The organism is Chryseobacterium soldanellicola (assembly GCF_900100115.1).
Lineage (GTDB): Bacteria > Bacteroidota > Bacteroidia > Flavobacteriales > Weeksellaceae > Chryseobacterium > Chryseobacterium soldanellicola.
Genome location: NZ_FNKL01000003.1, coordinates 80,289 through 101,899, shown reverse-complemented (window position 1 = coordinate 101,899; position 21,611 = coordinate 80,289). Strand labels below are relative to the sequence as shown.

Genomic DNA, 21,611 nt, shown 5'->3' with positions numbered 1-21,611 from the left:
TTGGAATGAATAAAGAATTAGACAAACTCGCTCCTTCTAAACAATCAGCGGCTAAAAATTTATTTACTGCTTTTGAGATTCTTAAACAAGAAGGAGGCCAGTTACTTGGAAAACAGGTAATTGATAAAATAAGAGAGAAGAATAATTTAACGAATTGGGAAAAGGAAGTCTATGAAAAAACAGGCTATGTTCGCTGGGAATCTATTTTACACTTTTATACTATAGATGCAATAAAAGCTGGATTTTTATTAAAAAATAAAGGAATTTGGTATCTTACAGAAGAAGGTGAAAAGGCTATAAATTTTGGACCTGCCAAAATGTTAGAAACAGCCTCTAAACTTTATAGGACTTGGGCTGCTGATAAAAAAGATAATAAAAGCTTAAAAAATAAAGAGGTTGAAGATGAACCTTTTGAACTTGAAGAAAATAAAACTCAAAGCCAAAAGGCAAATTTGGATTTGCTTGAAGAACAGGCTATTGCTGGTATAAAAGATTATATTAGGAGTAAAAATGCTTATGAATTTCAAGATATGGTTGCTGCCCTTTTAAGAGCAATGGGTTATCATACACCATTTATTTCACCAAAAGGAAAAGATGGAGGCTTAGATATTATTGCTTATAATGATCCACTCGGAGCTACTACGCCAAGATTGAAAGTCCAAGTTAAACATAGACCAGATTCTTCTGTTCCAGTTGATGATATTAGAAGTTTGACTGGATTGTTAAATAAAGATGGAGATATTGGTTTGTTTGTAACTTCGGGGGCATTTACTTCTGAATCTGAACGATCTGCCAGAGAGAGTCATAGACATATTAAGTTATTAGATATTAATAATTTTATTGAATTATGGCAAGAGTTTTATATTAAAATGGAAGATGAGGACAAAAATAGACTACCGTTACATCCAATTTATTTTCTAGGAAGTAATGAATAATATTTTAATAAGATAAGGCTGTTAAACAACAGCCTTTTTAACATTCTTTTGTTCTAAAAGAGTTTTACAATCCTTCTCTTTCTCAGGATCATAAACATGATATTTCGTTTCCCATTCTTCCAATTGATACAAAATAGGAAGCAGCGCCAATCCCTTTTCTGTCAATGAATATTCAACTCTTGGCGGGATTTCTTTAAACTCCTCTCTGATCACCAAACCATCGGCTTCCATTTCACGCAATTGATCGGTTAAAACTTTTCTTGAAATCACATGAATACGCACGGCAAGCTCTCCAAAACGTAGTTTTCGGTCTTTGATTACCAGTACAATGATTGGTTTCCATTTGCTTCCTAAGGCAGACATTGCCTTGCCTAAAGGACAGCTGTATTGCATTAACTCGTTCTTTTTCATGTGAATACGTTTATTGATGAAGAATTGTTACCTTTATGTTACTAATGTAAGTTACTGCAAAGTTACCACTTTTTTCTTTTAAAAGGTACAAATACGAACTATTATTAGTTACTTTGTGTAACAATTAAAAAAAATAGAAATTTAAAAATGAGTACAGAATCATTATTTAAACCGTTTCAATACAAAAATTTACAGCTTAAAAATAGAATCGTAATGGCTCCGATGACGAGAGCTCAGTCAGATAATGGTGTTCCGACACAGCAGATTGCAGATTATTATGCAAGAAGAGCCGCTTCAGAAGTCGGATTAATTCTTTCCGAAGGAACCGTAATCAACAGACCTGCATCAAAAAATATGCAGAATATTCCTGATTTTTACGGAACTGAAGCATTAAACGGATGGAAAAACGTAATCGATGCCGTTCATAAAAACGGAGGAAAAATGGGACCTCAAATCTGGCATGTTGGTGATACGAGAAACTCTCCGGATTATCCGTTGGTAGATATGGAAAAAGCTTCTACAATGACGTTGGAGGATATTCAGGATACGATCGCACAGTTTGCAGCTTCGGCAAAATCAGCAAAAGATCTTGGTTTCGATGTTTTGGAAATTCACGGTGCGCATGGTTATCTGATCGACCAGTTTTTCTGGGATGTAACTAACACAAGAACAGATGAATATGGCGGTAAAACGTTGAAAGAAAGAACTCGTTTTGCGGTTGATATCGTTAAAGCGATAAGAGCTGCGGTTGGAGAAGATTTTACGATTGTAATCCGTCTTTCTCAATGGAAACAGCAGGATTACTCTACAAAATTAGCGAATACTCCGGAAGAAATGGAAAATTGGTTATTGCCGTTAAAAGAAGCCGGAGTTGATATTTTCCATTGTTCGCAAAGACGTTTCTGGGAACCGGAATTTGAAGGTTCTGACTTAAATTTTGCAGGTTGGGCCAAAAAAATTACAGGTCAGCCGACAATTACGGTAGGTTCTGTAGGTCTTCAAGAAGACGTTATGGGTGCATTCGCAGGAAAAGGAACTGAAAAAGCAGATTTAACAGAATTAACAAGAAGACTGGAAAGAGGTGATTTCGACCTTGTAGCCGTAGGTCGCGCCATCTTACAAGACCCGGAATGGGTGAAAAAAGTTAAAGAAGGAAAAACCGAAGATCTCTTGGATTTTTCGGCAGAAAGTATGGCTATATTATATTAAAAAGTCAATTGTTAATGGTGAATTAACTTTGTCAATTTTTTATTGACAATTTACGATTCACTTACGAAGCAAAATTCACTTTTTGACTATTCACGCTGCATCATATTATATTAAAAAGTCAATTGTTAATGGTGAATTAGCTTTGCTGTCAATTTTTATTGACAATTTACGATTCACTTACGAAGCAAAATTCACTTTTGACTATTCACGCTGCATCATATTTATATTAAAAAGTCAATTGTTAATGGTGAATTAGCTTTGCTGTCAATTTTTATTGACAATTTACGATTCACTTGCGAAGCAAAATTCACTTTTTGACACTTCATATTTCAACATATCAAATACCTATTTATTTTTAAACAAAACCGCTTCAGGATCATGTCTTGAGGCGGTTTTATATTTTTAGTTTAAAATTATTAATTAGGATTTACACAAAGTTTGTCATCCTGGAAGGATCTAAGCGCGAATCTTTCCAAACTATTCTCTAATGCTATGTTTAGATCCTTCCAGGATGACAAACTTTGTATAGATTATCTTATAAAATTTAAAGATTATAAAAAATAATATGATTATCCGTAATTTGATATGATTGAAGAATCTCTGTGACCTTTGCTGAGTAGAACGCCTTTGCGAACCTTAAAAGCGGTTAGTAGTCAAAAAATCTTTGTGTGCTTTGCATTAAAAAATCTTTTACTAAAAGTAGCTATCAACTTAAAATCCTTAACTTCTTAATAAAAATCTCAATGGTTCAAAACAAAACCGCTCCCAAAATTGGAAACGGTTTTTAACAGATTTAAATATCTAAATGCTTTTAAAAGCAAAAAGTGATTCTTACAAACCAATATTTTCATTAGGCTTTAGCTGCTTCAGAATATTTTTCGGAATAGCATTTTTGTGCACCAAAATCGCCGTTGATTTATACTCAACATAAGGTCTTGTTACGTAAATATACCCTTCAAAATCATTCGTTACACCCCATGAATTTTTAACCATATAATATTCTTTCCCGGACTGGTCTTTTGCCAATCCTACGATGTGCATTCCGTGATCATCGGTTGTAGAAAGGCTGTTAAGCGCTTGCTGACGCATATCTTCTGTGATCGTTTTATCTTTTTTTGGCTCTGTAAAAAGAGTTCCTTTATTTTCGGGTGTAATTTGATCTAAATCTACGTCAGGAACATAAGCCACCCCATTTTTATATGAAAAATAAGGTTCAGAAACGTCTGTTGCCCAACCTACAGAATATCCTTTGTTTACAGCGTTATCGATGATTGCAGTCATTTCATTCATCGGAATATTCCAGTCAGAATCATGGCTCCAGTTATCAGGAATCGGAACAACAAATTTCTGATAATAAGGATAATCTTTATATGAAGACAATTCAACATAATCTTCCGGATTAATGCCTACCACTTCTTTTGCAAAGGTTTTAGGAGTGTAATTTTTTCCTGCATAAGTAAAGTTGGCAGGAACTTTTCCTAAATATTCATCTAGAATAGCATCTACAGAAGACATCCAGTTGTCGCTGAGTTTCCCTTTTGTAGCGGCCTGAACAAGGCTGTCTAAAACGGGCTTTATTTTTTCCTGCATTTCCTTGAAATTATTCAGTTTCTGCCCTTCTTTTAATCCTGTGTAAGCTTCCTGAGGAACTGCTCCGTACTTTTTGTACATATTCACAACATCGTGTAATTCACCACCATCACCCCAACTGATTGCTCCGTTATTTAAAACATATAATTTTGCTTTATCGTGATAAGAATTTCTTGCGGTAAAGATTTCTGCTAAATCAACGGGCTTTTTACCCATTCTCTGCATTTCAGATTCAAGGAAAGAGTTTCCTGAATAGCTCCAGCAAGTTCCTGATGAACCCTGATTTTTTACTGAAGTTGCCCCGACATCTTTTAATGTGGTAAACTTGAAATTAGCATTTTGAGATTGATTGTTTTTTAACTTGTTGATTAAGTCATCCTGAGCAAACACCATACTTCCTGCAGACAAAACAAAAAGTAATGAGGCAATTTTTCTGTTTTTCATTACTAAAAAAGATTATTTATATGAATAGTCGTTGCTATTAAAGATATGTTACAGCAAGAAAAGTTAAATTTAAAATGAAAGTATTTTCACTATTTTTAAAAAAAGTTTAGAATGTTTCCAACCTTTTATAAAATTCATGCATCTATATTAGTATAAAGCCTGATTATGGAAAGAGAGCTACTGTTAGAATGTCAACGGAACGACCGCAATGCACAACGGAAAGTTTACGAAAAAATGGCTGGTAAAATATATTCAGTCTGCAAACGCTATCTGAAAAATGACGAAGATATTGAAGAAGTTTTAGCGGATACTTTTTATAAAATATTCACGAAGATCAGTCAGCTGCAAAATCCCGATATTTTTGAAAATTGGGCCAAAAAGATCGCAGTAAACGAGTGCCTTCAAAAATTAAGAAGCCAGAAAATGCTGCATATTTCTCTGGAAGAAAATCATATGGTTTCTTCTGAAACGGTTGAAAATATTTCGTTTGAAAAAGATATTTTGGGATTGCTGAGATTCCTTCCCGAAGGCTGCCGGGCGATTTTTAATCTTTTTGCCATTGAAGGATATCCGCACAAAGAGATCGCTACGATGCTTTCTATAAGCGAAGGAACGTCGAAATCACAGCTCAATTTTGCCAGAAAAAAACTGCAGGAACTTCTGATCAGTCAACACATTTAAACTTACAGCAATGGAAAATAATCACGATATAGATAAACAATTTAACGAGGCATCTGCTAAGGCTTTGGATGAGCCTGAGACTTTTCCTTCTTTCGAAAAGGTCTGGGATAAAATCGAAGAAAAATTAGACAAGAAAGCTGCTAAAAAGCGAATCATTCCAATGTGGATTCCTTATGGCATTGCTGCGAGTTTAATTATCGGTTTTGGAGCTCTTTATTTTACGAAAGAAGAAAAAATTACCGCTTCGCAACAGACAAATGCTGTAATGACAAAGAATAGCGTCTCTTCTGAAATAACTCCGGTTTCTGTACCTGAAAATATCAAAAAAATTGATGAAAAGGTAAAGGAAAATATTCAGAAAGAAATTAAAGTTACGGCACCAAAAGTAATTGCTTTTAATGGTACTCCAGCAGCTATGCCTGTTCCTACAATTGCCGCAAGTCCCGTTTATGAAGCAAAAGCTGAAAAATATATGGAGCCGGTTATTGTAGAAAAGAAAGATTCTTTTAAAGAAAAAAATATTGAAGAAGTGATTGCGATGGGGATTAAAAGGGACAAAAATTCTGTTTTGAATTCCTCATATAGGGTTTCATCCAATGACGGATACCCGACAAATGTAAATTCTGTGGAAGATACCGCACAGTCAATTAGGCTTGACTCTTTTGACAAAAAAGATCCAATCGCAATTTTAGGATACAGCAAAACCCTTGTAAAAGCAAAAAGTTTTAAGGATAAAAACATTTTGGGTGAAAAAATTTCAAACAAATCTATGGCGAATTCTATTCAGGGTTCGGCGGCAGGTTTTTCAAATAATTATGTTTCCGGGAATCTGGGCTCTGGGAGTATTATGATCAGAGGGAACAGTTCTGTAAAGGATTCCGAAGCTTTGTATCTGATTAATGGAGCAATTAGCGATGCAAAAAGTTTTAAAAACTTAGATCCGAATAAAATTGTAGCCATTACCGTTTTAAAAGGCGCCAACATAATTGCAATTTATGGAAGTAAAGCTGCAAACGGTGTTATCGTCGTAGAAACCAAAGATATTTCGAAATCCGAAAAGAAAAAAATCGATGAACTCAAAAAAATAGGATCATCAGAAAAGTAATCTAAGTCATAGATTTTTATTGTAAAAATCAAGATTTATTTTTTTAATCTAATCATTTGAAGGAAATATTTTTTTCAGAAAAGAATCTTTTTTTCATTTTAAAAAAGATGTGATAAATTAAAATACTGGAAATAAATAAATTAAAGCTAAAATTGAAATTAATCACAAAATTATCAGACACCTTTTCATTTTTCTGCATCTATAATATAAGTGTAAGTATAAAGTAAAATTTAACAACGAAAAAATGATAATGAAAAAAATAGGTGTATCGATATTGGCTTTGACTTTATTGGCAGGCTGTAAGACTAAAAATGTTTCTGAATCTGTAAAAGGATCAAAACCTTTAAGTATTGAAAAAGACAAAGATCAGGATGGAATAAAAAACAGACGGGATAAATGTCCTGAGATTGCAGGACCGCTCGAAAATAAAGGCTGTCCATGGCCTGATATGGATAGCGACGGCATTCCTGACAAGGATGATTCCTGCAAAGATGTGACAGGACCAAAAGAAAATAATGGTTGCCCTTGGCCCGATGCCGATGGAGACGGAGTAATTGATAAAGACGACGCTTGCCAGACAGTTGCAGGACCCGCTGAAAACAACGGCTGCCCATGGCCCGAGACAGACGGAGACGGTATTTTAGATAAAGACGATGCGTGTCCTACAGTTCCGGGAATGCCTGATTATAACGGTTGTCCGAAACCGAAAACGGTGACGGCAATGGAAGTCGAAAGTTCCTATTCAGTTGGGAGAATTAATGATTATGTTATTAATGACACCAGTAAAAGCGTTTTAAAAAATGATGAAGATTACAACAATGAAGAATATAATTCTTTAGTTGAAAATCAGTTTGAGCTTACGAAAAGTCAGCCTTTATCTACTTTTTCTATTGATGTAGACAATGCTTCTTATTCTAATGTTCGAAGAATGATCAACTATGGAAGAGTTGATAAAAATGCTGTGAGAGTAGAAGAAATGATTAATTATTTTAGTTATAATTATCCTCAGCCGAAAGATAATAATCCGTTTTCTATCAATACGGAAATAAATTCTGCTCCATGGAATCCGGGGCACAAGCTCTTAAAGATAGGAATAAAAGGAAAAAATATTCCCATGAAAAATCTGCCGACATCCAATATTATATTTTTGATTGATGTTTCAGGTTCGATGGATAGAGAAAACAAGCTTCCTTTACTTATATCTTCTTTTAAGATTTTGTTAAATCAACTGAGACCGCAAGATAAAGTTGGAATTGTAGTGTATGCAGGAAGTGCAGGAATGGTTTTGGCGCCAACTTCAGCTAAAGAAAAACAAAAGATCATTAAAGCGTTGGATAATTTGCAGGCAGGCGGAAGTACAGCCGGAGGAGCGGGAATAGAATTGGCATATAAACTCGCACAAAAGAATTTTATAAAAGGAGGAAATAATCGTGTAGTTTTGGCTACAGATGGTGATTTTAATGTAGGAGATTCGTCAGAAGCAGACCTGGAAGCATTAATTGTAAATAAAAGAAAATCCGGCATTTTTCTTACCTGTCTGGGTTACGGAATGGGCAATTATAAAGATAATAAAATGGAGACTTTAGCAGATAAAGGAAACGGAAATTATGCTTATATCGACAATCTGCAGGAAGCCAATAAATTTCTTGGGAAAGAATTTGCAGGAAATATTTATACCATTGCTAAAGATGTAAAGATACAGATTGAGTTTAATCCTAAATATGTAAAATCGTACAGACTGATCGGTTACGAAAACAGGAAATTAAGAAATGAAGATTTTGTAAATGATAAAATCGATGCAGGAGAATTGGGAAGCGGTCACACAGTAACTGCTTTATATGAAATCATCCCGGCAAATGTAAACTCTGAATTTTTGCCCAAAAAAAGTAAGCTTAAATATACCTCGACCTCAAATTCTCATCAATATGGTGAAGAATTAGCAACAATTAAATTCAGATATAAAAAGCCTGCAGGAGATAAGAGTATTGAAATTAATAAAATTGTTAAGAATTCAAATGCTGCAACTGCCCAAACGAGTTCAGACTTTAAATTTGCCTCTTCTGTGGCCTGGTTTGGATTAGTTTTAAGGGATTCAAAGTTGATTAAAAAGAAAAGTCTTAATGAAATTCAAAATCTGGCGAAACAAAACAAAGGTAAAGATGAAAACGGTTATCGTGCAGAATTTGTTGATCTCATAGAAAAATATAAATCAATTAAAAAATAACTTAAAGACAGGCATTCAAAAGGATGTCTGTTTTTATTTTAAAATAAACTTTCAGAAATTATTGAAAGTTCAAAAATTATTATTACATTTGTATAAGAAATTAAAAAGTAAAACAAAAATGCAACTTTCAGAAGCTAAAGAAAAATACATTCAGACTTGGGGAACATTCGCTACCAATTGGGGAATCAACCGTACGATGGCGCAGGTTCACGCGTTGCTTTTGGCAAGCGGTAAAGCACTTTCTACCGACGAAGTAATGGAACAGCTTGAAATTTCAAGGGGAAATGCCAATATGAATCTTCGCGCTTTGATGGATTGGGGAATTGTGAAAAAAGAATTCGTAAAAGGGGAAAGGAAAGAATATTTTTCAGCTGAAAAAGATGTCTGGTATTTATTTAAACAGATTACAAAAGAACGCAGAAAAAGAGAGATCGAACCTGTAATTGCCTTTCTTGATGAGCTTAAAAATATTGAAGACAAAGATTCTGAAGGCGCAAAAGAATTTATTAAATTAATGGATGATTTCAGCTCCGTAACAGGAAAAATCAACAATATCATGGATCTTGCGATCAAAAGCGATGATCACTGGCTGGTGGGAAAAATCACCAACTTGTTGAAATAGAAAGGACTTCAAAATCCTTTTTTATTTCAAATGAAGTTTCAAAAATTATTGAAAGTATAATATATATAAAATGTTCAATATAATATCATACCTGCTTTTTCTTTCGATCAGTTCGTACATCACGATTGATGTAGGCAGAAGATGCTACAACGCCGGAAAGTTTTATCTGGAATATATTATTCATGATACAGACTTATGTTTGACGATTAACCGGATTCTTTTAGGATGTTATTATCTCTTAAATCTAGGTTATATCGCGATTAGTCTGACTTCCTGGGACAAAGTAAACAGTATGGAAGAACTATTAACCGTAACGGCTATCCGTGTCGGAAATATAGCGCTGATCCTTTGTGTATTACATTATATCAACATTTTCACGCTTTACTTTTTAAGAAAAAATTTAACTATAAAATAAAATTATCATGACTGCAACTATCCTTACCCAAACGTACAATTTTTCAGCGTATATGATCTATTTACCAATTGTAATCACGCTTACAGTTTTGGTTTCTCAATTTCTGTTCAAAAATTCAAAGACATTTATGATTGATATTTTTCATCAGAAACAAGACATTGCAATGGCTACAAATTCACTCTTTAAAATTGGTTTTTACCTTTTAAATATTGGTTTTGCCTTATGTATTATTGAATTTTTCCAGATCGAAACCGTAGAAAGATTGGTCGTCGCAGTAAGTAGAAAAATCGGAGGATTCTCTATCTATTTGGGAGTAATGATGCTTTTAAATCTGTTACTTTTCCTTAAAGGTCGTAAACACGCGATGAACAAAGACAAAAAAATAGAAAATGAAAACATTGATCTTTAAAATTTGGATGTATTTCACATTCAAAGTAAAGAATAAACGGACTCGAGGAGATTTTTTAAACCTTTAGAATTGATAATCATGGAAAAATTTATTAAAATAGATTGTAATATCCAATCTTTATTATTTGCTCTGTTTTTTATTTTTTTAATTCTTGATATCTTGGTTTTAAAATCTTGTATATCTGCTGTTTTCTATTTTTTAATTGCTTTAAATCATATTGTTAGCTCGAATAAAAGATTTTTTTCAAAGCAATATTCAAAAACTGTTTTGTTTAAGATCTATTATTTTATCAGTATGTTTTTTATGTTGAGTCTGCTATCGCTGGTTCTTCTTTCAGGATTACATATCAACAATGAGTATTATAAAAGTTTTGGATATGCTGTTTTATGTTTTGGATTATTGGGAACTCCAGTTCTTGCCATCACATACTCTGTAATCTGCCACATCGATTGTAAAAAATTAAATAAATAGCAATGAAAACTTTTAAGAATAACAGCTCTAGCAATAATTATTTGGTTAAATCAGTAAAAGAGATGCGAAAGAGTCCCAAAGGGACGATTTAATAAAGAATGGGATGCAATCCTATTAACTATCAACCATAAAAACAAATGAAAAATGTCAACAATTCATTTAACAACAATCATTAAAGCCGATATTCACAGTGTTTTCGATTTGGCAAGAGATATTGATTTACACCAAAAATCAACTGCCAAAACAAATGAAAAAGCAATTGCCGGAAGAATTTCAGGATTTATTGAAGAAGGCGAAACGGTTACCTGGAAAGCAAAGCATTTGGGAATCTATCAAACATTAACAACGAAAATTATCAGTATGAATAGACCTGGTCATTTCACAGATATTATGTTGGAAGGAACTTTCAAATCCTTAAAACATCAGCATATTTTTAAACAAAAAGGCAAAAACACAATAATGACCGATATTTTCGACTTTGAATCTCCTTTTGGAATCATCGGAAAATTTTTCAACTATTTTTTCCTTAAAAATTATCTTACTAATTTCTTATTAGAACGAAATAAATTAATCAAAACCGTAGCCGAAAATAATAAGTAGAAAATTAAAAAACAATTAGTATTCACGCTGTCATGCTGAGCCTATCGAAACATCTCAACAAAAAACTATAACATGCAACAGCCAACTATCAACCAAAACAAAATGAAAATAATTGTCGCCGCCGGAACCGGATTTCTGGGAAAAAATTTAGAAAAATATTTTACTGAAAAAGGAAATGAAGTTTATATTTTAACCCGAAATCCAAAACGTAAAAATGAAATTCATTGGGATGCAAAAAGCTTAGGCGAATGGCAAAATCAGCTTGAAAATTCTGATGTTCTCATCAATCTTACAGGAAAATCAGTCGATTGCAGATATACTGAAAAAAACAAACAGGAAATTTATTCTTCAAGAATTAACAGCACAAAAGTTCTTCAACAAGCAGTTGATCATTGCATCAATAAGCCTAAAATCTGGCTGAATGCAAGTTCTGCAACCATTTATATTCATTCAGAAAACCAATTAAACACAGAAGAAAACGGCATAATTGGCGATGATTTTTCAATGAATATCTGTAAAAGTTGGGAAAAAGAATTTTTTACTGTTAAAAATGAAAATATACGAAAAGTGGCTTTACGGACTTCAATTGTTTTAGGCAACAATGGAGGCGCATTTCCCAAATTAAAATTAATAACAAAACTAGGGTTGGGCGGAAAACAGGGAAGAGGAAATCAAAATGTAAGCTGGATTCATATTGATGATTTTTGCAAAGCAATCGAGCATATAATTGATCATGAAAATATGCGTGGAGTAATCAATATTACAGCGCCAAATCCTTTATCCAACAAAGAATTTATGATGAAATTAAGAAAAGAAATGAAAGTTCCGTTTGGTTTAAACGCGCCGGTTTGGCAGTTGGAAATCGCATCAATTTTCTTAAAAACCGAAACAGAATTACTATTAAAAAGCAGAAACGTTTATCCCGAAAGATTAGTCAACAACGGTTTTGAATTTTCTTATCCAACTATCGAATCTGCATTTAAAAATTTGATTTAACCACAGAAAGTACAAATGTTCTCACAAATAAACACAAATAAAAAATCAATAGGAACGGGCTTTAGCCCGTTTAAAAAAACAAAATACAATTTTGGCTTTAGCCAAAACTTAAACATGAATTATACAGCATTTTTATCAACAGAATTATATTAACTTAAAATAGCGTTAGTGTTTTAAAATTTTTCCGACTAAAATGCCATGAAATGAATGGTTTGCTAAATTATAAAATGATGATTAAATTAGCACAAAGTAAACTTCAATGTTCAACAAACCAAAAACGAAAACCTTATTTCTTTCATCATTTTTACTGTCGACTGTTTTTTTTTCACAGGCTCACAATGTTTCGGAAGGCTATCAAAAACCTACGGACTCGCTTGTTGTTGAAAATCTTGAAAACTGGCAGGATTTAAAATTCGGGCTTTTCATGCATTGGGGAACCTACAGCCAGTGGGGAATTGTTGAAAGCTGGAGCCTGTGTCCCGAAGATGAATCCTGGACGCAAAGAAAACCTGAGCACGGAAAATCTTACACTGAATATGTAGAAAATTATGAAAATCTTCAGACCACTTTCAATCCGACTTTATTTAATCCTCAAAAATGGGCAGATGCAGCAAAAAAGGCCGGAATGAAATATGTGGTTTTTACAACAAAGCATCACGACGGTTTTGCGATGTTCGATACCCAAGAGTCTGATTACAAAATCACATCTTCAAAAACTCCTTTTTACAAAAATCCGAAAGCGGATGTTACGAAGGAAATCTTTAATACATTCCGAAAAGAGGGCTTTAAAATCGGAGCATATTTTTCAAAACCGGATTGGCATTCAGACGATTACTGGTGGCCATACTTTCCTCCAAAAGATCGGAATGTAAATTATGATCCTAAAAAATATCCCCAGAGATGGGCAAATTTTAAAAACTTTACATTTAATCAGTTAAATGAAATTACTTCAAATTATGGTAAAATAGATATTCTTTGGCTTGATGGAGGCTGGGTTCGCCCGTTCAACACCATTGATCCAAAAGTAGAATGGCAAAGAACGATCAAGGTCGAGCAGGATATTGACATGGATAAAATCGGAACAATGGCTCGCAAAAACCAACCCGGAATTATCATTGTAGACCGCACCGTTCCCGGAAAATGGGAAAATTATGTGACGCCCGAGCAGGCCGTTCCGGATCATGTGCTTTCAACTCCCTGGGAAAGTTGCATGACCATGGGAGATTCTTTTTCGTACGTTCCGAATGACAATTATAAATCGTCCCAAAAAATTATCGAAACATTAGTTAAAATCATTTCCAGAGGCGGAAATTACCTGATGAATATTGCTCCCGGACCCAATGGAGACTACGATGCCGTCGTTTATGAAAGATTAAAAGAAATTTCTGGCTGGATGAATAAAAATCAATCTGCAGTTTTTGCAACAAGAGCTGTTTCGCCTTATCATGACGGGAATTTTTATTATACGCAAAGCAAAGACCGGAAAACTGTGAATATTTTTCACCTGGATGAAAAAACAGATTATCACTCACCTTCAACCTTAAATTTTACAATTCCGGAAAATTTTAAGCCAAAATCATTAAAAATTTTAGGGATTTCGGGCAAAATTCAATGGAAGAAAACTGGAAATTCAATTGAAATTAATTTACCTAAAGAAAAAAATCAGTTGAAATATTCAACAGTAATTCAAATAACAGAATAATGAATTTTAAATTACAAGTAATTGGAATTTCTTTATTGGGTTCTGTTCTTATTTCGGCTCAAAAACCTTTATATAAAGATCCGAAGCAGCCTGTAGAAGCCAGAATTCAGGATTTGCTGAGAAGAATGACTCCCGAAGAAAAATTCTGGCAGTGTTTTATGATTCCCGGAGATTTGGACAATGTTCCCAAAAATCAATACTCTCATGGGATTTTCGGGTTACAGGTAAGCGCGGGAAATCAGGGAAATGGCGCGGCAGGGCAATTATTGACTTATAATGCCAATGAAAATGCCGAAAAATTAGTAAGGAAAATTAATAAAATCCAAAAATATTTTGTTGAAGAATCAAGATTAGGTATTCCAATTATCCCTTTTGATGAAGCTTTACACGGATTAATGCGGGAAGGGGCGACCGCTTTTCCGCAGGCCATTGGTTTGTCGGCAACGTTTAACCCTGCATTAATGAAAGAAGTTTCGGTGGCAATTGCAAAAGAATCAAGATTGAGGGGAATTCGTCAGATTTTAACGCCGGTCGTGAATCTGGCGAGTGACGTGCGTTGGGGAAGGACAGAAGAAACATATGGCGAAGATCCGTTTTTGACTTCTGTGATGGGAATAAATTTTGTCAGTTCATTTGAAAATCAGGGAATTATTACCACTCCTAAACATTTTTTAGCGAATGTAGGAGAGGGTGGAAGAGACTCATACCCAATTCATTGGAGTAAAAGATATTTGGAGGAAACACATTTAATTCCTTTTCAAAAAGTATTCGCTGAAGGAAAAAGCCGATCCGTTATGACTTCATATAATTTGCTTGACGGAAGGCCTTCAACGGCAAATTATTGGTTATTAACCGAAAAATTAAAAAAAGACTGGGATTTTAAAGGTTTTGTCATCAGTGATGCAAGTGCGGTGGGTGGAGCAAATGTTCTTCATTTCACAGCAAAAGATTACGATGATGCTTCTGCACAGGCTATTAATGCAGGCCTTGATGTTATTTTTCAAACAGAATATCAACATTATAAATTGTTTATTCCCCCGTTTTTAGATGGAAGAATTTCTCAGGAAAGAATTGATGATGCCGTTTCCAGGGTTTTGAAAGCGAAATTTGAATTGGGTTTGTTTGAAAATCCTTATGTTTCTAATGCAGAAATTGAAGAATTAAAGAAAATTAATCATAAATCGTTGGCAGAAAAATCTGCTGTTGAATCTTTTGTTTTGCTTCAAAATAATAATCAAACGCTTCCGATTTCGGAAAATTATAAAAAGATTTTAATTGTTGGAACTGATGCTGTTGATGCAAGATTGGGCGGTTATTCAGGGCCTGGAAATCAGAAAATAAGTATTTTGGATGGAATTAAAAATTTCGTTAAAAACAAAAATATTGAAGTCAGTTATTCAAAAGGGATTGACTGGGATTTGAAAAGTTTCACAACTGTTCCGGCCGATTTTCTATTCTCAGAAAGTCAAAAAGGTTTAAAAGGCAATTATTTTTCCAATCCCGATTTAAAAGGAAATCCGGATTTTGAAAAGCAAGACGGACTATTAAATTTCAAATGGACCTTATATTCTCCAGATCCTGAAAAACTGCAGCTGGATAATTACAGCGTTCGCTGGACGGGAAAATTAGAAGCTCCAAATTCAGGAAAATATAAATTGGGGTTGCGTGGAAATGACGGTTTTAAGATGTATATTAATGGAAAATTAATGATCGACAATTGGGAAAAGTTGAGCTATTCTACTAAAACCGTTGATGTTGATTTTGTAAAAGGTCAAAAGTTTGATATTATCGTGGAATTCCATGAAAGCAGAGGCGAAGGAAACATCGAGCTGATTTGGAATTATGGTTTAAATAATGAGCAAAAAGATTTTTATGATGCTTTGAAATTAGCTCAAAATGCTGATTTTATATTGGTTACAGCCGGAATTCATGAAGGTGAATTTCAGGATCGGTCTTCCTTAAGCTTGCCCGGAAATCAGGAAAAGTTTATTAACGAAATTTCAAAATTAAATAAGCCGACCGCTGTTGTTCTGGTTGGTGGTTCTGCCATAAAAACCACGGACTGGAAAGATAAAGTCGGAGCAATTCTGGATGTTTGGTATCCTGGCGAAGAAGGTGGAAATGCGGTTGCAAAAGTGCTTTTCGGGGAAGAAAATCCATCAGGAAAATTGCCGGTCACATTTCCGGTTCAGGAAGGGCAATTGCCTTTAACGTACAATCATCATCCGACCGGCCGGGGAAATGATTATTATGATCTGAGCGGTGAGCCGCTATATCCGTTTGGTTTTGGATTGAGTTATACGACTTTTGAAATCTCTGATTTACAGTTAAATAAGCCGAAATTTACCAAAAATGAAACAATTATTGCTAAAGTTACAGTTAAAAATACAGGTTCAAAAACAGGAAGCGAAGTTGTTCAGTTGTATGTGAAAGATTTGTTGGCTTCAGTGTCGAGGCCGATTATTGAGTTGAAAGGCTTTCAGAAAGTAGAGTTAAAACCGGGAGAAAAAAAGCAGGTTGAAATTGAAATTCCGGTCCAGGATTTGAAATTTTTAGATGAAAAAATGAATTGGACCATAGAAAAAGGAACATACAGGATTATGGCCGGAAATTCCTCAAAAAACCTGCCTTTAAAACAGAATATTGAAGTTGAATAAATTTTGTTTATGGATATTGGTATGATATATGTAATATTTAAGCAAATAAGAATGGTTTTAATCTAAAATTATTAATTGATTAAATTCATTCAAAAAATTAAATGTTATGAAAAAGTTATTTATATCAACAGTAATACTAATAAGCTTATCAGTAAATGTAGCCGCACAAAGACGTCCGCCGGCACCACCTCATCCTTCAAAAAATGAACTGGTAAGCAGCAAATCGCGTGAGCTGGCTAAAAGATACAATGAAGAAAAGAGAATGATCCTGAATCATCCTCTTGCTACTAAAAAAATGAAAAGAGACCAGCTGAAGGCATTAAATGTAAGATATCAAAATGAAAAACGTCTTCTAAGAAGTGCAAAATAATAATCAATAAGATTATTGTAACGAATAAAATAAAGACTGCCAAAAGGCGGTCTTTTTTACTATCTGAATATTTCCATTATCATATTTCAAAATTAAACATTGATTTTAAGGAACGGTTTTTGTAAATAAATGATAAAAAATGAGTTAAATTTTTTCATTAAAAATCACCAAATAATTAAATAATTCTATGAAAAAATTAATTTTACCTTCTGTAATTGTGCTTTTAGCGAGTTGTAAAGAAAATAAAAGCAAAGATATCTCTCAAAAAGATGAGGTCGTAACTAAAACTGATACTGTAAAATTACCGGCTCCCGACGAAAAAAATTCTCATGTGAAATACAGCAATGTTATTGGCTGGCCTGCGGATAAAACGCCCGTTGCACCTGCGGGGTTTACCGTTACTCGTTTTGCTGATAACATAAAAAGCCCGCGAAATATGATTCAGGCACAAAATGGGGATATTTTTGTCGTTCTTTCAAACTCTGAACGTTCGGTAACGGAAGCTGCAAAAAATAAAATAACGGGAAAAAGCGAGTCCGAAGTTGGTGGTAAAGCAGCCAATAGAATTATGATTTACAGAGACGCCAATAAAGACGGAATTCCGGAATCTTCCGGTGTATTTCTTGAAAATTTAAATCAGCCTTACGGAATGTTAATTATTAAAGACAAATTTTATGTAGCCAATACAGACGGGCTTTGGGTGTATCCTTATAAAGAAGGAGAAATGAAAATCACACAGCCGGGCAAGAAAATTGTAAATCTTCCTGCGGGAGGCTATAATAATCACTGGACGAGAAATTTAACGACAAATAAAGACCAATCTAAAATATATATTTCCGTAGGTTCTGGAAGTAATGTTGGTGAAAACGGAATGGAAAATGAAGTGAGAAGAGCCAATATCCTGGAAGTAAATCCTGACGGAAGCGGAGAAAAAATATTTGCGGCAGGCCTTAGAAATCCTGTAGGAATGAGCTGGAATCCTGTAACAGGAGAATTATGGACCGTTGTAAACGAAAGAGATGAATTAGGAGATGAATTAGTTCCGGATTATCTTACCAGTGTAAAAAAAGAGGCATTTTACGGTTGGCCCTACGCCTATTTCGGAAAGCATGAAGACCCACGAAGAAAAGGCGAAAAGCCCGATTTGGTGGCTAAAACCATCGTTCCGGATGTTCCTTTGGGTTCGCACACGGCTTCTTTAGGCCTTACATTTTATACAGGAAAACGGTTTCCGGAAAAATACAAAAACGGTGCATTTATCGGGCAGCACGGCTCCTGGAACAGATCATCTTTAGTGGGCTATCAGGTTGCATTTGTACCTTTTGCAAATGGTAAAGCATCCGGGAATTATGAGCCGTTTTTAACAGGTTTTATTGCCAATAAGGAAAAAGGTGATGTTTACGGGCGCCCGGTTGGGGTTCTGCAGATCGCAGACGGATCAATACTCGTTGCGGATGATGTGAGCGGTGTTGTCTGGAGGGTTTCCTACGGTAAAAAATAATTTAAATAACAGAAGCAGCTTTCATAGTTGCTTTTTCGTTTCTCATCCAATATTTTTACGTAAATTCGCATAAAAATTTTTATACTAATGAACTACGATATTATTGTCATCGGAAGTGGTCCTGGTGGATATGTTACTGCAATCAGAGCGGCACAGTTGGGTTTCAAAACTGCAATTATCGAAAAAGAAAATTTAGGAGGAATTTGCCTTAACTGGGGTTGTATTCCGACTAAAGCTTTGTTGAAGTCGGCTCAGGTTTTTCATTATATCAATCACGCGGAAGATTATGGTTTGAATAAAGTGGAAGGAAGTTTTGAATTTCCAAATGTAATTCAGAGAAGCCGCGGCGTTGCCAACAAAATGAGCAAAGGGATTGAATTCTTAATGAAAAAGAACAAAATCGATGTCATTCTTGGGACTGCAAAAGTTCAGAAAGGTAAAAAGGTTTCTGTGACAGATAACGATGGCAAAGTAACTGAATATTCAGCTGATAACATCATTATTGCTACAGGAGCTCGTTCAAGAGAGTTGCCGAACCTGCCTCAGGACGGTAAAAAAGTAATCGGATACAGACAGGCATTGTCTCTTCCCGAGCAGCCAAAATCTATGATTGTTGTAGGTTCTGGAGCAATCGGGGTAGAATTTGCCGATTTCTATAACACAATGGGAACAAAAGTGACCGTTGTTGAATTTATGCCAAACATCGTTCCTGTAGAGGATGAAGAAATTTCTAAACACCTAGAAAAATCTTTGAAAAAAACAGGAATCGAGATCATGACAAATGCTTCTGTAGAAAGCGTTGACACAAGCGGGGAAGGTGTAAAAGCTACCGTAAAAACTGCAAAAGGAAATATCACTCTTGAAGCTGATATTTTATTATCTGCTGTTGGGATTGCTGCAAACATCGAGAACATTGGTCTTGAAGAAGTTGGAATTCAGACAGATAAAGGGAGAGTGCTGGTAAACGAATGGTACGAAACTTCAGCTCCCGGTTACTACGCGATCGGAGATATCATCCCGACTCAGGCTCTGGCACACGTTGCTTCTGCTGAAGGGATTACCTGTGTTGAAAAAATCAAGGGAATGCACGTTGAAAAAATCGACTATGGCAATATCCCTGGATGTACGTACTGTCACCCTGAAGTGGCTTCTGTCGGTCTTACTGAAAAGCAGGCTAAAGAGAAAGGCTATGAAATCAAAGTTGGTAAATTCCCTCTTTCTGCAAGCGGAAAAGCGACTGCCAACGGGAATACGGATGGTTTCATCAAAGTTATTTTCGATGCTAAATATGGCGAATGGTTAGGTTGCCACATGATCGGCGAAGGAGTTACGGACATGGTTGCTGAAGCTGTTGTTGCCAGAAAATTAGAAACGACAGGCCACGAAATTATCAAATCTATTCACCCGCATCCAACTGTTTCTGAAGCTATTATGGAAGCTGCTGCCGCTGCATATGGTGAGGTTATTCATATTTAATTTTGAAATAAATAGTACTAAATATTATATAAAGCTCAGATTTTTTTCTGGGCTTTTTTTATACATTACACTATGAAAAATACTTTTTTATTACTGGCAGTTATTTGTTTTAACCTTCTTTTTTCTCAGCAGGAAGATAAAAACCAGGAAATATATTTTCCTGTAAAATATGTATTGAAAAGTTCCAAAGACACCATAAAAACGAAAGTCCTGAATGTCGGGCTTTACAGAAACGAAGAGTTTTCCCCTGCAACTTATATCAGACAAATGACGGTTTTGGATCCTTCAGGAAAAAAAATCAAGGTTAAAGAAAATGATGTTAAGTATATGGAAATCATTGATCTTGAAAAGGTTAAAAGGAAGTTTCTGAATGATCCATCAATATTGTCTAAAGATGTGGGGCTGCTTGAGGTGATGTATAATGGCAAAAAAACCGCCTGGTACAGAAAAAGTGTTTATTCCGGACCTATTTATACGTATAAAACAGATAATACCGAATATCTATTTTTCCGTAAAGATAAAAGTATGATTGAGATGCACTTCAAAATACCGGGTTCTATATTAGAATTGAAAGAAAAGTTCAGAAGCTATCCCGATTTATCAGCATTAATAGATGAAGTGGTTGGAGACAGAGACATAATAAAAATCCTAAAGCTGTATGATCAAAAATAATGTAAAGAAACCAATTACCGCTTCTGTTTTTTTATGCATGAAATAGGTATAATTTTAACATAAAAGAAAGATTTATTAAAATAATTTTAAAATTGAGTTATTTTGAAAAATTAATCTCATTTTCTCACCGTGTTTTATTAATTTTATTCCATGAATTTTGAAAAAACAGGACTCGTTTTATCAGGAGGTGGTACCAAAGGTATTGCCCACGCAGGAGCCTTAAAATTCTTGAAAGAAAAAAATATCGATGTAGATATTTTATCCTGCTGCAGTGCAGGTTCTATTGTCGGAACTCTTCATGCCGTAGGAAAATCACCGGAAGAAATTTTAGACTTTTTCCAGTCGGTGTATTTTTTTAACTGGAAACATTTTACCTTTAATCAGCCCGGGCTGGTTTCTTCCGTCATTTTTAAAAATTATTTACAGCCTATTTTCCAGGATAAAAAACTTGGCGATTTAAATAAGGAAGTCAAAATTGTTGCCACAGAACTGGTATCCGGAACTCAGAAAATTTTTGATGAAAACTTTAAGGTCGTAGATGCAGTGATCGCCTCATGTTCTATACCGGGCGTTACGACACCTTATATTTTAGGTGATGAAATGTATTGCGACGGGGGAGTTTTAAACAACTTTCCGGCAGATATCATCAGAGATGAATGCGATAAGCTTATCGGGGTTTTCGTTTCTCCGCCCCATGAGATTAAAATGGATGATCTTAAAACTATAAAAGCCATTGTTTCACGTTCTTATGACTTACTTTCGTACAGAATTGAAAAAGTAAAGTTTGATTATTGTGACTGGTTTATTTCTTCGCAGGACCTGTCAAGCTACGGGACTTTTGAACGAAAAAAAGAACGTTTGGAAGAGATTTTTAATATAGGATATCATGCCGCAAAAGACAGTTTTGAGCATGTTCAGAACATTTTTGTAAAAAATAATGCTGATTGTCTGTAAATTACACTTTTCTCTAAAAAATACTTTGATTTTTTGCATTATTAATATTTTTTGTTGCGTACATTTGTATAGCAAAAAGGATCTTACTCCTTTACAAATCAAATGGAACTAACAAATTTTAAGTTTTTTCTTTTAAAAGTATCAGAAATCATTTTCACGATTTTTAA

Annotated in this window: 20 protein-coding genes; 18 read left to right on the top strand and 2 right to left on the bottom strand. The window is 34.6% G+C overall.

Annotation, left to right across the window (positions count from 1 at the left end):
- Positions 1-5: 5 nt before the first annotated feature.
- Positions 6-935, top strand: coding sequence for a restriction endonuclease (locus BLT04_RS09955; protein WP_089755662.1), 930 nt, complete (start codon positions 6-8; stop codon positions 933-935).
- A 21-nt stretch (positions 936-956) separates the two neighbouring features.
- Here BLT04_RS09955 and BLT04_RS09950 read toward each other — a convergent pair whose 3' ends face one another.
- The gene (locus BLT04_RS09950) at positions 957-1,346 is read right to left on the bottom strand and encodes a winged helix-turn-helix transcriptional regulator (RefSeq protein ID WP_089755661.1); all 390 of its coding nucleotides are present in this window, start codon (positions 1,344-1,346) and stop codon (positions 957-959) included.
- Between the two features lie 147 nt (positions 1,347-1,493).
- Here BLT04_RS09950 and BLT04_RS09945 point away from each other — a divergent pair, with 147 nt between their 5' ends.
- Positions 1,494-2,555, top strand: coding sequence for an NADH:flavin oxidoreductase (locus BLT04_RS09945; protein ID WP_089755660.1), 1,062 nt, complete (start codon positions 1,494-1,496; stop codon positions 2,553-2,555).
- 831 nt (positions 2,556-3,386) lie between these two features.
- On the opposite strand, the gene BLT04_RS09940 is transcribed toward BLT04_RS09945, so the two are convergent.
- The gene (locus tag BLT04_RS09940; protein WP_089755659.1) at positions 3,387-4,589 is read right to left on the bottom strand and encodes a C1 family peptidase; all 1,203 of its coding nucleotides are present in this window, start codon (positions 4,587-4,589) and stop codon (positions 3,387-3,389) included.
- A gap of 165 nt (positions 4,590-4,754) precedes the next feature.
- On the opposite strand from BLT04_RS09940, the gene BLT04_RS09935 reads away from it, so the two are divergent.
- The 16 genes from BLT04_RS09935 (at position 4,755) to BLT04_RS09860 (ending at position 21,444) form a co-directional block, all read left to right on the top strand.
- Positions 4,755-5,270, top strand: coding sequence for an RNA polymerase sigma factor (locus BLT04_RS09935; RefSeq protein ID WP_089755658.1), 516 nt, complete (start codon positions 4,755-4,757; stop codon positions 5,268-5,270).
- A 10-nt stretch (positions 5,271-5,280) separates the two neighbouring features.
- Positions 5,281-6,375 carry a TonB-dependent receptor plug domain-containing protein gene (locus BLT04_RS09930; RefSeq protein WP_089755657.1) on the top strand — a complete coding sequence of 365 codons (1,095 nt, stop codon included), beginning with the start codon at positions 5,281-5,283 and terminating at the stop codon, positions 6,373-6,375.
- A 250-nt stretch (positions 6,376-6,625) separates the two neighbouring features.
- Positions 6,626-8,599, top strand: a complete 1,974-nt coding sequence (locus tag BLT04_RS09925) for a vWA domain-containing protein (protein ID WP_089755656.1) — start codon at positions 6,626-6,628, stop codon at positions 8,597-8,599.
- 118 nt (positions 8,600-8,717) lie between these two features.
- A complete protein-coding gene (locus BLT04_RS09920) occupies positions 8,718-9,221 on the top strand; it encodes a GbsR/MarR family transcriptional regulator (protein WP_089755655.1) in 504 nt (167 codons plus the stop codon).
- 70 nt (positions 9,222-9,291) lie between these two features.
- Entirely contained in the window at positions 9,292-9,636 is a 345-nt protein-coding gene (locus BLT04_RS09915) for a hypothetical protein (protein WP_089755654.1), read from the top strand.
- Between the two features lie 7 nt (positions 9,637-9,643).
- Positions 9,644-10,045 (top strand): hypothetical protein, encoded by a 402-nt coding sequence (locus tag BLT04_RS09910; protein ID WP_089755653.1) that lies wholly within the window; start codon positions 9,644-9,646, stop codon positions 10,043-10,045.
- A gap of 303 nt (positions 10,046-10,348) precedes the next feature.
- Positions 10,349-10,516, top strand: coding sequence for a hypothetical protein (locus BLT04_RS18910; RefSeq protein ID WP_170828464.1), 168 nt, complete (start codon positions 10,349-10,351; stop codon positions 10,514-10,516).
- A 144-nt stretch (positions 10,517-10,660) separates the two neighbouring features.
- Positions 10,661-11,116 (top strand): SRPBCC family protein, encoded by a 456-nt coding sequence (locus BLT04_RS09900; RefSeq protein WP_089755651.1) that lies wholly within the window; start codon positions 10,661-10,663, stop codon positions 11,114-11,116.
- Between the two features lie 72 nt (positions 11,117-11,188).
- On the top strand, positions 11,189-12,112 hold the full coding sequence (locus tag BLT04_RS09895) for a TIGR01777 family oxidoreductase (RefSeq protein WP_228421935.1): 924 nt from the start codon (positions 11,189-11,191) through the stop codon (positions 12,110-12,112).
- Positions 12,113-12,371: 259 nt separating this feature from the next.
- Positions 12,372-13,814 carry an alpha-L-fucosidase gene (locus BLT04_RS09890; protein ID WP_089755650.1) on the top strand — a complete coding sequence of 481 codons (1,443 nt, stop codon included), beginning with the start codon at positions 12,372-12,374 and terminating at the stop codon, positions 13,812-13,814.
- The gene (locus tag BLT04_RS09885) at positions 13,814-16,471 is read left to right on the top strand and encodes a beta-glucosidase (protein ID WP_089755649.1); all 2,658 of its coding nucleotides are present in this window, start codon (positions 13,814-13,816) and stop codon (positions 16,469-16,471) included. Before BLT04_RS09890 ends, BLT04_RS09885 begins: the two co-directional genes overlap by 1 nt.
- A 106-nt stretch (positions 16,472-16,577) precedes the next feature.
- Positions 16,578-16,841, top strand: coding sequence for a hypothetical protein (locus BLT04_RS09880; RefSeq protein ID WP_089755648.1), 264 nt, complete (start codon positions 16,578-16,580; stop codon positions 16,839-16,841).
- A gap of 187 nt (positions 16,842-17,028) precedes the next feature.
- Positions 17,029-18,342: a PQQ-dependent sugar dehydrogenase gene (locus BLT04_RS09875; protein ID WP_089755647.1), complete on the top strand. Its 1,314-nt coding sequence runs from the start codon at positions 17,029-17,031 to the stop codon at positions 18,340-18,342.
- 87 nt (positions 18,343-18,429) lie between these two features.
- Complete coding sequence (gene lpdA, locus BLT04_RS09870; protein ID WP_089755646.1) at positions 18,430-19,818, top strand: dihydrolipoyl dehydrogenase; 1,389 nt, start codon at positions 18,430-18,432, stop codon at positions 19,816-19,818.
- Positions 19,819-19,890: 72 nt separating this feature from the next.
- Positions 19,891-20,490, top strand: a complete 600-nt coding sequence (locus BLT04_RS09865; protein WP_089755645.1) for a hypothetical protein — start codon at positions 19,891-19,893, stop codon at positions 20,488-20,490.
- A 150-nt stretch (positions 20,491-20,640) separates the two neighbouring features.
- Positions 20,641-21,444 carry a patatin-like phospholipase family protein gene (locus tag BLT04_RS09860; RefSeq protein WP_089755644.1) on the top strand — a complete coding sequence of 268 codons (804 nt, stop codon included), beginning with the start codon at positions 20,641-20,643 and terminating at the stop codon, positions 21,442-21,444.
- The last annotated feature ends 167 nt before the right edge of the window (positions 21,445-21,611 follow it).